General features: G+C 68.4%; 9 protein-coding genes and 2 tRNA genes. 4 read left to right on the top strand and 7 right to left on the bottom strand.

The annotated features are described in order from the left end of the window. Positions 1 to 29 precede the first annotated feature (29 nt). From ACFWBQ_RS06175 to ACFWBQ_RS06190, 4 genes are all read right to left on the bottom strand, one after another. Complete coding sequence (locus tag ACFWBQ_RS06175; RefSeq protein WP_385484610.1) at positions 30 to 917, bottom strand: carbohydrate ABC transporter permease; 888 nt, start codon at positions 915 to 917, stop codon at positions 30 to 32. A 14-nt stretch (positions 918 to 931) separates the two neighbouring features. Then, positions 932 to 1831 carry a carbohydrate ABC transporter permease gene (locus ACFWBQ_RS06180; protein WP_385485019.1) on the bottom strand — a complete coding sequence of 300 codons (900 nt, stop codon included), beginning with the start codon at positions 1829 to 1831 and terminating at the stop codon, positions 932 to 934. An 86-nt stretch (positions 1832 to 1917) separates the two neighbouring features. Further along, on the bottom strand, positions 1918 to 3291 hold the full coding sequence (locus ACFWBQ_RS06185; RefSeq protein ID WP_385484613.1) for an extracellular solute-binding protein: 1374 nt from the start codon (positions 3289 to 3291) through the stop codon (positions 1918 to 1920). Between the two features lie 171 nt (positions 3292 to 3462). Continuing rightward, a complete protein-coding gene (locus ACFWBQ_RS06190) occupies positions 3463 to 4473 on the bottom strand; it encodes a LacI family DNA-binding transcriptional regulator (RefSeq protein ID WP_385484616.1) in 1011 nt (336 codons plus the stop codon). A 166-nt stretch (positions 4474 to 4639) separates the two neighbouring features. On the opposite strand from ACFWBQ_RS06190, the gene ACFWBQ_RS06195 reads away from it, so the two are divergent. After that, positions 4640 to 4713: transfer RNA gene (locus ACFWBQ_RS06195), tRNA-Lys, on the top strand. Positions 4714 to 4791: 78 nt separating this feature from the next. Here the strand turns inward: ACFWBQ_RS06195 and ACFWBQ_RS06200 are convergent. The 3 genes from ACFWBQ_RS06200 to ACFWBQ_RS06210 all read right to left on the bottom strand — a co-directional run bounded on the left by ACFWBQ_RS06200 (position 4792) and on the right by ACFWBQ_RS06210 (position 8768). Continuing rightward, positions 4792 to 5382, bottom strand: coding sequence for a lytic polysaccharide monooxygenase (locus tag ACFWBQ_RS06200; protein WP_385484619.1), 591 nt, complete (start codon positions 5380 to 5382; stop codon positions 4792 to 4794). A 159-nt stretch (positions 5383 to 5541) separates the two neighbouring features. Continuing rightward, positions 5542 to 7392, bottom strand: a complete 1851-nt coding sequence (locus tag ACFWBQ_RS06205; protein WP_385484622.1) for an SPFH domain-containing protein — start codon at positions 7390 to 7392, stop codon at positions 5542 to 5544. 92 nt (positions 7393 to 7484) lie between these two features. Then, positions 7485 to 8768: a peptidoglycan-binding protein gene (locus tag ACFWBQ_RS06210; protein WP_385484625.1), complete on the bottom strand. Its 1284-nt coding sequence runs from the start codon at positions 8766 to 8768 to the stop codon at positions 7485 to 7487. A gap of 169 nt (positions 8769 to 8937) precedes the next feature. On the opposite strand from ACFWBQ_RS06210, the gene ACFWBQ_RS06215 reads away from it, so the two are divergent. From ACFWBQ_RS06215 to ACFWBQ_RS06225, 3 genes are all read left to right on the top strand, one after another. Beyond that, a tRNA-Lys gene (locus tag ACFWBQ_RS06215) sits at positions 8938 to 9011 on the top strand. A gap of 446 nt (positions 9012 to 9457) precedes the next feature. After that, entirely contained in the window at positions 9458 to 11368 is a 1911-nt protein-coding gene (locus ACFWBQ_RS06220) for a glycosyltransferase family 2 protein (protein WP_385484628.1), read from the top strand. Continuing rightward, the gene (locus ACFWBQ_RS06225) at positions 11365 to 13299 is read left to right on the top strand and encodes a galactose oxidase-like domain-containing protein (RefSeq protein ID WP_385484631.1); all 1935 of its coding nucleotides are present in this window, start codon (positions 11365 to 11367) and stop codon (positions 13297 to 13299) included. The genes ACFWBQ_RS06220 and ACFWBQ_RS06225 overlap by 4 nt, the downstream gene beginning before the upstream one ends. The last annotated feature ends 270 nt before the right edge of the window (positions 13300 to 13569 follow it).

The following is a 13569-nucleotide window of genomic DNA, read 5'->3' on the forward strand; positions in this document are numbered from 1 at the left end:
GTGTCCTTCCTGTGGGGGGATGGGCCGGGTCAGCCCTTGAGGCTCCCCGCGGTGAGGCCCGCGATGATGTGGCGTTGGAAGATCAGGAAGAGGACGAGCAGGGGGATGCTCGCCATGACCATCCCGGCCAGCAGCTGATTGGCCGGCATGAACTCGGAGAGCCGGTTGAGCGCGACGGTGATCGGCTGCTTCGCCTCGTCGGGGAGGACGAGCATCGGCCAGAGGAAGTCCTTCCACACGCCGACGACCGCGAAGATCGACACGACGGCGAGCACCGGCCGGGACAGCGGCAGGACCACCGAGACCAGGACCCTGAGCGTGCCGGCCCCGTCGATCCGTGCGGAGTCGAGGAGTTCGGCGGGTATCTGGTCGAAGAACCGCTTGAGGATGAAGATGTTGAAGGCGTTGGCGGCGGCAGGGAGCCAGATCGCGAACGGGGTATTGATCAGGTTGACGTGGAGGAGCGGCACATCGACCACGGTCAGATACGTCGGTACGAGCAGCGCGGACACCGGCAGCATGAGCGTCGCCAGCATCATGCCGAGGACGACGTTGCCGAGCAGCGGCCGGAGCTTGGAGAGCGCGTAGGCGGCGGACACGTCCACCAGGATCTGGGTCAGCCAGGCGCCGAGGGCCAGCACCAGGGTGTTGAGGAAGAACTGGCCGAGCCCGACATTGGTCCAGGCGTCGGCATAGCTCTCCGGATGCCAGCTCTCCGGGAACAGGGTGGGGTTCGGGTCGGCGAGCTCGGAGGACGATTTCACCGCTCCCGTCGTCATCCAGTAGAGCGGGAAGACGAAGGCGATCGTGAAGCCGGTGAGCGTGGCGACGAGCACGAAGCGGTAGAGGAACCTGCCTGTGCGCCGCGTCATCTCGGCGGGCGCGATCAGTGTGCGTACGGGGGTTTCGGCAGCCATGGCAGCAGTTCCTCTCAGCCCTTGCTCCGGGTCAGGCGCAGATAGACGACGGAGAAGAGGCCGAGAACCACGAAGAGCAGGGTGCTCATGGCGCTGGCCAGGCCGAAGTCGTTGTAGACGAAGGCGTAGCGGTAGAGGAGCAGGAGCACGGTGACGGTGGCGTCGTCGGGTCCGCCGCCGGTGAGGACGAACGGTTCGACGAAGACCTGCATGGTGCCGATGACCTGGAGCAGCAGCGTGATCATCAGGATGAAGCGCATCTGCGGGACCGTGACGTGCCACAGCCGCTGCCGGATCGACGCCCCGTCGAGCTCGGCCGCCTCGTACAGCTCGCCGGGGATGCCGCCGAGCGCCGCCAGGTAGATCAGGGTGGTGGTGCCCATGTTGGCCCAGGTGGAGACGAGGACCAGGGAGACCATGGCGAGGTTCTCCGACTCCAGCCACTGCTGCGCCGGCAGGTGGAAGACCTCCAGCACGCTGTTGAACAGGCCGGGGCCCGGGTCGTAGAACCAGCGCCACAGCAGCATGGTGACGATCGGCGGCAGCATGACCGGCAGATAGACGGTCATGCGCAGGTACGAGCGTCCGTGCCGCAGTTCGTTCAGGATGACGGCGGTGGCGAACGGGGCGGCGAATCCGAACACGAGGGCGAGCAGCGTGAAGGAGCCGGTGTTCTGCCAGGCGGTCAGGAACAGCGGGTCCTCGAACAGGCGCCGGAAGTTGTCCAGGCCCACCCACCGGGCGGGTTCGGCGAAGGTGACCTGCTGGAAGCCGAGCAGGACGCCGCGCACGATCGGGTACCAGGAGAAGAGCGCGAAGCAGAGGACACCGGCGGCGAGGAAGAGGTACGCGACGAGGTTCTCGCGCACCGCCCTGCGGAGGCGGGAGTTCCCCGCTCCGGCCCCCGTCCGCATCCCGGCCGGGGGCCTGGGCGCGGCCGGGGGCTTGTCCTCGTCGGTGCTCTTCGCCACGGCGGAAGGGAGTGGCTGGGCGGACACGGTCACTTCACCGGGGCGAGGATGACGTCGGCCTTCTTCGCCGCCTCCGCCAGGAGCGCGTCGATGTCCGCGTCCTCCTTGGTCAGCACGGACTGCATGACCCCGTCGAGGACGGTGTAGAGCTGCTGGGCGTTGGGCGGCTCGACCTTGGTCTCCACCTGCGCGTTGCGCTCGACGAACGGCCGGTAGTTCCCCACCGGGGTGTTGGCGTACTCCGCGCGGATCTCGTCGACCTTCGCCTGCGTCTCCCCGGCGAACAGCCTCGGCTGCGGCAGCCCGATGGGCACGCCGTCGGCCTTGGCCCGCTTGCTGTCCACCGCCTCGCGCTCGGGGCTCCTCAGGTACTTCCACTGGACCCACCGGAGTCCGGCCTTGATCTTCTCGGGGGAAGCCTTCGGGTTGAACATGAAGCCGTCGCCGCCGCCGAGGGTCGCGGTGCCCGGCAGTGCGGCCAGACCGTACTCCTCGTACTCGCGCTCGAACTGCTTGACGATGGTGGGGATGTTGTCGGGGCCGGCCATGTACATCCCGAGCTTCCCGGCGCCCATCATCTTCTGGACGTCGGCTATCTCCAGGAGCTGGCGGGTGCCCATGCTCCTGTCGGTCCAGCGCATGTCGTGCAGCGCCTGGAGCGCCTTGCGTCCCGCATCGCTGTTGAACGCCGACTTCCACGTGCCGTCCTGCCGGGTCGCGACATCGCCGCCCATGGAGTAGATCCACGAGGTGAGGTGCCAGCCGCCCTGGTTGTTCTTGCTGTAGTCGGCGTACCCGACGGTGCCGTCACCGAGCGCGCTGATCCTCTTGGCGGCCGTGCGCACCTCCTCCCAGGTGGCCGGGGGCTTGTCGGGGTCGAGTCCGGCCTTCGCGAACAGGGCGCGGTTGTAGAGCAGGCCCAGCGAGTAGTTACCCGTGGGAAGGCCGTACGTCTTGCCGTCGGCGTCCTTGAAGACCTTCATCAGTGCCGGATCGATGTCCTCGGAGTACGGCACGTCCCCGACGTACGCGCTGATGTCGGCTGCCTGGCGGCGCTGGATCAGCCCGGCCGGGTCGGTGAAGTAGACGTAGTACACGTCCTCCAGCTGGCCGCCCGCGAGCTTGGCCGCGAAGGTCTTCGGATCCATCTGGCCCTCGCGGGCGTCGATCTTGATCTTCGGGTGGCTCTTCTCGAACGCCTTGACGTCCTCCGTGAAGTTCTTGCGGTCCACCGGCTGTGTCTTGGCCGGCATGCCGTTCACGACGACCGTGACCACACCGTTCCTGTCCACACCGGAGGACGAGGGGCCGGAGCCGCCGCAGGCCGTGAGTGCAAGAGCCAGAGCGACGGCCGTCGCCGAGCCGAGAACCTGACGTCTGCTGATGCCGGGCATGCCATCCATGCGAATCGTGCCTTCCTCGAGGTCCGCTGCGGGGTTGTCGGACCCCGAGCACTGAGCTGCGCTGAAGGTAGAAGCCGGTTACGCAAGAAGTCAATGCATCTACGCAAGAAATTAATGTCGGGAGCTTGCGCAAGAAACACAGGAAGGGTGCCCGTCGGGGCCCTCGCCGGCTCAGCGGGGCCGGGCGGCCGTGGAGCCCCGGACGATGAGTTCGGTGTCGAACATCATCACTTCGTTTGCGCCCGCATGGCCGTCGATCTGCGTCATGAGCGAGGCGACGACTGCCGAGGCCATCGCCTGGATCGGTTGCCGGGCGGTCGTCAGCGGCGGGTCCGTGGCCACCATGAACGGGGAATCGTCGAAGCCGACCACGGAGAGGTCCCGCGGTACGGACACTCCTTGGCGACGGGCGCCCCGCACCGCGCCGAGCGCGAGGGCGTCGCTGGCGCAAACGATGCCGGTGACCCCTTCGGCCAGCAGCCGGGGCAGCGCGGTGGCGCCGCCCTCCATCGTGAACAGCGCATGCGCCACCCGTCGCCGCCATTCGTCCGGGGCGACACCCCGGCGCGCACAGAAGGCCGCGAATCCGGCCAGCTTCCTGGCCGAGGGAACGTGCCCCACCGGGCCGAGGATCATGCCGATCCGTTCGTGCCCCAGGGCCGCGAGATGGATCAGCGCCTGGTCCGCGGCAAGGGCGTCGTCCACCCTGACCTGAGCGACGCCGAGGTTCTCGTCCGCAGCATTGAGGAGCACCATCGGCACCTTGCGTTCCCGCAGCGCACGGCCGTGCTCCGGGCCGGCGTCGGCATAGCTGGCGCCGATGAACACGATGCCGCCGATGTTCTGCTGCAGCAGCATCTCGATGTAGTGGGCCTCGGAGACACCGTCGGCGGTGCGGGTACAGAGCACGGGTATGAGCCCGCGCTTGTTGAGGAGCCCGCACAGGGCCTCGGCGAACGCGGAGAAGATCGGATTCTGCAGATCCGGTACGACCAGGCCGATCAGGGCGGCCCGTTCGGCGCGGTAGCGGAGGGGGCGCTCGATGCCGCACACGTCCAGCGCGCTCAGCACCGCCTCGCGGGTCGTGCTCGCCACATCGGGGCTGCCGTTGAGGACACGGCTGACCGTCGCCTCGCTGACACCCGCGTACTCGGCCACCTGAGAGAGTCGTCGTTTCGTCACGGGACTCACCTTACAAAGAGCTACGCAAAAATGAAGATCACTTACGAAAGAAAACGACTTCTTCTGCCGGAAGGCTGTCGGAGACCGGGAGACGGGGCCACCGGAGGCGATGAGGGCACGTGTCACCAGCACCCCTGAGGACCAGGTATTATTTTCGAGTCACCAGGCGCCGTTAGCTCAGTTGGTTAGAGCAGCTGACTCTTAATCAGCGGGTCCGGGGTTCGAGTCCCTGACGGCGCACAGACAACACAGTGGGCGGTCTCCGTAATACGGGGACCGCCCACTGCGCTTTGGTGCTGCCGGTTACCCGGCTAGGCCTCAGAACTGGACATCGGAGCACGCGTAGAACGCGTTGGTGGTGTCCGCGACGTTCCAGACGGCCAGGATGATGTGCTTGCCGGTCTTCTGGGTGGGGATGGTGCCCTGGTGGGTCAGCGTGGCCGGGGGCTGCTGGTTCCCGTACGGCACCGTCATGAACGGCTGCGACTCCAGGGCGGCCCTGGTGAGCGGCTGGCTGGAGTTCCAGCCGTTCTTGGTGATGTAGTACCGGAAGTCGGTCGTGGAGTGGCGTGCGGTGAACTGCCAGCGGAAGCCGTAGCCCTGCCCGCCGGTGACCTTGGTGGCGGGCCAGCTACCGCCGCGGGGGTCGTCGAGCTGGGCGAACTGACTGTTCCCGCCGGAACAGATCTTGCCGTCCGCCGGTCCTGCCGCCGGGAAGCCCTTGGGGCCCTCGACGCTCTGCGGCTCCCACTGGATGTTGCCGCAGTTGGTGACGGTGCCGTTGGCACAGAGCTTCTGCCGGCTGATGGGGGTATCCGTGTAGCCGTGGCTACTGGCACTGCCGGTCGCGAACATGGAGACGCCCGCTATCGCAAGGCCGATGACGGCCGCGCTTGCCCTTTTCCGCATGCTGTGTCGCTCCTAGAAAACGTGGGGGATGTTCCGGGGGCTCTGCTGCGCGCAGGTTGTGCGGTCTAGACCAAGTCCCAGATTATTGACAGGGCATGGACATGTCCAGACCAATGTGGGAACGGTTTCGGCCCGCCGCGGCCGTGCCCCCGGAGCCCGTCAGGCCCTTTCCCCACCGCTGCGACCGGTGTAGAAGGCCACCGTCAGATCCCTGACCAGGGCCTTGTGTTCGTAGTCGTCGAGCTCGACGATGCCGCGCTCCGTCAGCCGGCGGACGGTGTCGTCCACCGCGTCGACCACGGAGGTCAGCACACTGTCCCGGTGCTTGGCGTCGATGGCCGCCACCCGGCACCGCTGCATCGCGGCCGCGACCTCCGGGGCGTACTCGATCCCGGTCGGCTGCGCGGAGTACACCTCGATGCCCGCCGGCTCGCAGTCCGCCTTCAGCATCCGGGTCAGCGCATCGCCGACGGCCTCCGCGTCCCGCAGGGTGTGGGTGTCCTCGTGGAAGGCGTCGGCGGGCAGCTGCGAGAGCACGCGCGCGAGCGCCGCCTCCACCTGGTCCCGCAGATACTGCTCGTGGTCCGCAACGCCGAACGCGGCCCGCACGGTGTCCTTGATCCGCCAGACGACGAGGACGACGACGCGCAGGGCGGTACCGCTCGCGTCCACGGCGCGCAGCGGCTCACTGCGCCAGTGCCGCAGTCGTACGTCGACGCGGCGGCGCAGCAGGAGCGGGGAGACCCAGATCAGGCCGGCGCGCCGGACACTGCCGCGGTACTCGCCGAAGAGCGTGAGGACCGAGGCGTACCCGACCCGGCCGCGTCCGATGCCGCAGAGCGCGAAGAGCACCACGGCCACCAGCAGCGCGAGCAGCGCCCAGGTCCCGATGCCGATGCCGTCGTACGGGCGGGAGCCGACCCCGATGCGGCCGGTCACGGCGGCGGGCAGCGCACCGGTCCACCACAGCAGGGCGAGTCCGGCGCCGGTTCCGGCCGCTCCGGTGAACAGCGCGGCCCACCCGGGAAGTACGGGCCCGGGCCGCTCGGCGAGCCGGGGATCGGCGAGGGGTACGGGCCGGGTCGGCTCCCGCCACTGGAATGGACGCGGCACGGACGTCCGCCGGACACCGGGGCGCTGCACCGCGATTCCCATGTCGGTATCGGTGCCGGCTCCGGCTCCGGTGCCGGTGCCGAGGCCGGTGACCGTGCCCGTGCCCGTACTGGTGGGCTCGCTGTCGTGGCTGTCGTCACGGAAGAGGAGGTGTACGGGGATAGGCGCAGTCGTCTCGTTGGCGATGACGGAGTGCCGCCGCCCGGCCCCCGACCATGCGCCGAGATCCTCACTGCCCGTGGCTGCCGGGACGGGGGCCGTGTCCCACCACTCGAGCCGGGCGCCGCCGTCGCCCATCCGGTCCCACTCCCCCGGCGTCGCGACGCCGGGGACCGTTCCGCTCGCTCCGGCACCTCGGCTCGGCGGGGTGGGCACCTCGATCACCACGCCCGCGACGGGCTCGGGATCCGGGTCGGGCTCCAGGTCCTGGTCCATCGGACCACCCTCACCGGGGCTCGCCACGACAGCCGCCGCTCCGGGATCCGGCACCACCGCGGCACCCGGGTCCTCCGCGCCGGACACAGGAGTCAGGTCCGCGACGGCCACGGGGACAACAGCAGACTCCCGCGCCTCGCCCCCGCCCTGTCCGGGCATCACACCCGCACCCACCCCTACCGGCACCGGCTCGGCATCCGCCGCGCCCCACCCGTCCGCGTCCTCCGCCACCTCTCCCGGCACGTCCCGCGCACCGGTCGCAGCCGCCTCGGCCCACGCCGAGCCCCGGACCGGCGAGTCGTCCGGCCCCGGGCCGGGCACCACTGCCGGTACGACGACACCCGGCCCCGGGCCGGGCACCACCCCCGTGACGACGACACCCTGGCCCGTCACCGGCACTGCGTCCGGCTCCTCGTTCCCGGCCACCGGCTCGCCGGCCAACTCGTTCTCCGTGGATCGCATTCCCGCCTCCGTCAAGTCCGTTCCGACACCGCCACCGATACCGCCGTCGCCGTCACGCGAAGAGCCGCCGCCATATCTCCAGCTCGTCGCCGTCACGCGAAGAGCCGCCGCCATGTCTCCGGCCCCGGATACCCGTCGGCCGCGCCCCCGCGCCAGCCCTGGGCCCGCTGGAAGGCCTCGACATTGCGGCGGTCCACCTCCGTCCACCTCGTGCCGGGCCCGGCCACGTACCGCATGCCGTATCCCTTCGCCACCAACTGGGTGCCGAGCCTGTGGACATGGCTGTTGGACTGCCCCGGCACGAAGAAGCCGCGCCCGGGGTAGGCCGGGACGCCGCTCGGGCTGCCGCCCGATCCCGCGGCGGGAATCCTCTGCCCGTTGCCCCTGACCAGCAGGCTCCAGGTGTCCGGGCCGGGGATGCCGTCCGCCTCCCTGCCCCTCCACCCCTGCGCCTCCTGGAACGCCTGCGTGGCGCGCGTGTCCGCGGTGCTCCAGCGCGGCCCCGCACCCTCCCTGTGGAAGCGCTCGCCGCCCTGGGAGATGAGCATCTTCCCGAGCTGGGTCACATACGCGTTGTCGGCGCCGGTACCGAACCTCTTCGCCCCCGGGAACGCGGTGTCCGACCCGCTGCCACCCGTTCCGCTTGTGAGGCCTTTGTAGCGGTACGCCACATACTTGGACGAGTTGCTCCAGTACGCCATGGGTGTCGATGCCATACGGGTGTGCGGGCTGGCCTGCTCGTAGGCGACGTAGTGACTGTGTGTGCTGTCGGTCCAGCCGCCGAAGATCGTGACGTGCGAGCCCTTCTCGGGGTCGGCCGGGTTGTGGAACAGCAGGATGTCCCCGGGCTGCAGCTCCGCCCGGGAGATCTTCGTCCCGAAAGCGGCGAGGCTGCCGGTCCACTCGTTGGTGCCGAGGTTCCAGGCCATCGAGACATAGCCGGAGCAGTCCTGCCGATACCCGTCCGACCAGTACTTCGCCATGCTGTACGGGACCTGTGAGGTCACCCACGTCGTGGCGCGGTCCATGATGGCGGTCCGGGTGGTCGTGCGCGGCGCGGAGTCCTGCGGGGCCGGCGGCCCCGGGGCTCCCGTGCCGTTCAGGGGCCCGACCGCACCCTGCGGGTTGACGGGCTCGGGGTCCGCGGCTCCGGTGGCCCCGGCACCCCGGTGGGCCGCGGACACCGCCTCGGCCGCTCCGCAGGACAGGACCATTCCTGCCGCGGTGACCAGCACCAGCGCGCGCCGTGCACCGCGGGCGGCCGGGTGGCCGCCGTACCTCACCGGCAGCCTGGCGGCGGCGCGCCGCTGCTGGGCGCAGCCGGCACAGCCGCAGTCGATGGCGGGTTCGTACTCCTCGAAGACCGGCAGAGTCATGCCACTCCCTCTTCCCCTCCGTAACCGTCAAGATCTTCCGTATCCAAACTTCCCGACATTTCTCATGTTGACTGACCAAAGGGAAAAAACGACCATCCGACAGGCCGTACCGGCCGGGAATCGGTCAGGAGCACTCCGGCGCATCGGGTAGAGTTCTCCAGGTCAGCAGGCGCCGTTAGCTCAGTTGGTTAGAGCAGCTGACTCTTAATCAGCGGGTCCGGGGTTCGAGTCCCTGACGGCGCACGCAACAGCAAGGCCCCCTCACCGAACGTGAGGGGGCCTTGTTCGTATCCCCCGGGGGCAGAGCGGTTCCGTAGCGCCGGAAGCCACCTCCGCACACCCCTTCACACACGTCACCCAAATCGTGCGTATGCCCGGTAAACAGCCTGTTTCACCCTTGCGATCACGCCACAGGTCGGACAACCTGTCCTGGTGCCGTCGACTCCAAGGAGGCTTCGGACTCACACAGTTGAGACGATGGAAGCAAGCATTCCGGTTACTTTTCCGCGGGGTGGGGGCCCCGCTCAGGAGCTGATGCCGAGGGGGCATCATGCAACCGGAAGGGTTCCATTCCATGTCTGTGTGGACGGTGGCCCTTCACAGAGTGCGGACGCGGTGAACGAGGGGACCCGACCGCGGACGAAATGACCGATCAATCACGCAGAGAGCTTGCGTGCGGGGGGATGACCATGACGTCGACGCCGCCAGGCGACCGGCAGAACACCGACCCTTCCCGGACGACACAGCTGCGGATACCACCGCAGCTGCGCACCGGGGGATCACGGCGGCGCGCGAAGAAGGCGCTGCCGCGCTACGACTACGAGCACTACAGCCGGCTCGCCGGGCCTCTGACCCAGCCCGACCCGACCCGGCCGTACACGGTCCAGTTCCGCTCGCTCCTCTCGCAGGAGCCGCACCGGATCCGCGCCGCCCTGCTGCTCGGCGCCGCACCGCTCCTCTCGCTCGGCCTCTTCGCCTGGCTGATGCAGCCCGAGCACTGGACGGAGCGCGACCCGAACCTCAAGAACGACACGCTGCTCATCCTCGACATCGTCATGCTGGTCTCGATCGGCCTGATCGAGCTCTTCCGCACGATGAACGTCCTGTCGAACGCGCACGCGACGCTGGTGGCCCGTGACCCGGTCCCCGTCATCCCGGAGACCGGCACCCGGGTCGCCTTCCTCACCTCCTTCGTCCCGGGCAAGGAGCCCCTGGAGATGGTGACCAGGACGCTCGAGGCTGCTGTGAAGATCCGCCACCGCGGGCTGATGCACGTCTGGCTGCTGGACGAGGGTGACGACCCCGCGGTGAAGGAGGTCTGCGCCCGGCTCGGGGTGCACCACTTCTCCCGCAAGGGCGTCGCGCACTGGAACCAGGCCAAGGGCCCGCACCGCGCCAGGACCAAGCACGGCAACTACAACGCCTGGCTCGACGCGCACGGTGACGCCTACGACTTCTTCGCGTCCGTGGACACCGACCACGTCCCGCTGCCCAACTATCTGGAGCGGATGCTCGGCTACTTCCGCGACCCGGACATCGGTTTCGTCATCGGCCCGCAGGTCTACGGCAACTACGACACGTTCGTCACGAAGGCCGCGGAGTCCCAGCAGTTCCTCTTCCACGCGCTGATCCAGCGCGCCGGCAACCGCTACGGCTCACCCATGTTCGTCGGCACGAGCAACGCCGTCCGGATCTCCACCCTCAAGCAGATCGGCGGTCTGTACGACTCGATCACCGAGGACATGGCCACCGGCTTCGAGATCCACCGCCACCGCAATCCGCTCACCGGCAGGAAGTGGCGCTCCGTCTACACCCCGGACGTCCTGGCCGTCGGCGAGGGCCCGACCGCGTGGACGGACTTCTTCACCCAGCAGCTGCGCTGGTCCCGGGGTACGTACGAGACGATCCTCAAGCAGTACTGGAAGGGCTGGTTCTCGCTCCCCGCGGGCAAGCTCTTCAACTACACGATGATGATCATCTTCTATCCGATGTCGGCGATGAACTGGATCCTCGCGGCGCTGAGCTGTGCCCTGTTCCTGGGCGTGGGCGCCTCCGGTGTGCAGATCGACCCGGTGATCTGGATGATGCTCTACGGCAACGCCTCGGCGCTCCAGATCGGCCTCTACATCTGGAACCGCCGTCACAACGTCTCGCCGCACGAGCCCGAGGGCTCCGGCGGCCTCGCCGGCATGGTGATGTCCGCGCTCTCCGCGCCGATCTACGCACGCTCGCTGATGGACGCGGTACTGCGCCGCAAGAGCTCGTTCGTGGTGACGCCCAAGGGCGATTCGTCCAGCCCGGACACCCTCTTCGGCACCTTCCGTATCCACCTGTTCTTCATCCTGGTCTTCGGCGGGTCGATCGCCGCGTCCTTCGTCTTCGGGCACAGCCACCCGGCCATGCTGACCTGGGCCTGTCTGGCCCTGCTGATCACCGCGGCACCGATCGTCGGCTGGCGGTACACCGTCCGTGCCGACAAGAGGAAGAAGCGCCGGGGCGGCCCTGACGCCCCGGGGCCGGAGCACGCTCCGCAGGAGCAGCCCACCTGGGCGGGGAACGACCAGACCATGCAGATCGCCCTTGGGGGACGTAACCAATGAAGTACCGTCCGAGCCGCCGTACCCGCCGCATGGCGATCAGTACGGCGGTGGTTCTGGCGCTCGCGGGCGCGAACGGGCCGTGGCTGTATCGCGTCGGGACCGAGCGCTACCACGAGTACACGATCAACAAGCCGGAGTACAAGGCGGAGAACGGCCACTGGGACTTCCTGGACATCCCCTCCGAGTACCGGATCAACACGATCCACGCAGCGCTGCTGCACACCGGCAAGGTGCTGCTCGTCGCGGGCTCCGGGAACAACCAGAAGAACTTCGACGCGAAGAGCTTCCGCTCCGTGCTGTGGGACCCGGAGTCGAACACGTACAAGAACATCGCGACGCCCAAGGACATGTTCTGCGCGGGCCACACGCAACTGCCCGACGGCAAGCTCCTCATAGCCGGCGGCACGAAGCAGTACGAGAAGCTCGAGGGTGATGTCACCAAGGCCGGCGGCCTGATGATCGTCCACAACGAGGACCCCGACAAGCCGATCACACTGCCCGCGGGCACCCGCTTCACGGGCAAGGGGAACGGCAGGACGTTCGTCACCAAGGACCCCGTGCTGGTGGAGAAGGCCACCAAGGTCTTCGACAAGGAGACCGGCGCCTTCCTGCGCAACGACCCGGGGCTGGGCCGGATCTACGTCGAGGCGCAGAAGTCCGGTGCGAAACACGGGACGGGCACCGAGGACAACTACCGGATCGCGGGCCTGTCGGGCTCCGACACCCGCAACGTATACGGAATCGCGCAGAAGCTGGCCCTCGACAAGAAGGACTTCCAGGGCATCAAGGAGGCCTACGAGTTCGATCCGGTGGCGGAGAAGTACATCACCGTCGACCCGATGAACGAGGCCCGCTGGTACCCCACGCTGACCACGCTCAAGGACGGCAAGGTCCTCGCCCTCTCCGGCCTGGACGAGATCGGCCAGATCGTCCCCGGCAAGGACGAGATCTACGACCCGAAGACCAAGGAGTGGGAGTACACCGGCATCGTCCGGAAGTTCCCCACGTACCCGGCGGTCTTCCTGCTGAACAACGGCAAGCTCTTCTACTCCGGTTCCAACGCCGGCTACGGCCCTGCGAACATCGGCCGCACGCCCGGCATCTGGGATCTGGAGTCCAACACGTTCGAGAAGATCCCCGGGCTCAGCGACCCGGACAAGATGGAGACGTCGGCGACCGTACGGCTGCCTCCCGCCCAGGACGAGAAGTTCATGGTGATCGGCGGTGGCGGCGTCGGCGAGTCCGAGAAGTCCAGCGAGAAGTCGCGGCTGGTCGATCTCCGGGAGGACGACCCCGAGTTCAAGGACGGCGCGTCGCTGTCCGAGGGCACCCGCTACCCGAGTGCCTCTCTCCTCCCCGACGACTCGCTGCTGGTCACGGGGGGCTCCAACGACTATCGCGGGCGCGGCGGTTCGGACATCCTCCAAGCGAGGCTGTACGACGCGAAGTCGGACACGTACAAGCGGGTCGCGGACCCGGCGGTGGGCCGCAACTACCACTCGGGCTCGGTGCTGCTGCCCGACGGGCGGGTGATGATCTTCGGCTCCGACTCGCTCTACTCGGACGAGGCGAACACACGGCCCGGCACGTTCGAGCAGCGCATCGAGATCTACACGCCGCCGTACCTGTACCGCGACGCACGCCCTGCGCTGACGGCGGGCCCGAAGCGGATCAAGCGGGGCGGTACGGGCATGTTCACGACGCAGCACGCGTCCTCCCTCGTATCGGCGAAGCTGATACGGCCGAGTGCGGTCACGCACGTCACGGACACGGACCAGCGGTCGATCGCGCTGGACCTGAAGAAGTCGGCGGACAGCGTCACGGTGACGGTCCCGAAGAACCGGGCGCTGGTCCCGTCGGGCTGGTACATGCTCTTCGTCACGGACGACCAAAGCACGCCGTCCGAGGGCACATGGGTGGAGGTCCCCTAGGGTCTTCCGCTCGGACCAGGCCGGATCAGGGAGCGGGGTCCGGTGCGTGCGGCTGCGGGGCGGAGGACGGAGACAACGCGATGGGGTCTCCCCTGCTCGAGCTCGTCCGAGAGCTCGGGGAAGTCGGTGATGGACAACTGCGCCTGAGGGGTCCCTCCCTGCTCGAGCGAAGCCGAGAACTCGGGGAGTGCGTGCCGGACCCCGCGAGCGCGGCGTGATCCGAACGAGAGACCCTGGCCGAGGGCATCGAGCCGGGCGATCGAGGACACC

It is taken from the genome of Streptomyces sp. NPDC060035, from assembly GCF_042736635.1.
Classification (GTDB): domain Bacteria; phylum Actinomycetota; class Actinomycetes; order Streptomycetales; family Streptomycetaceae; genus Streptomyces.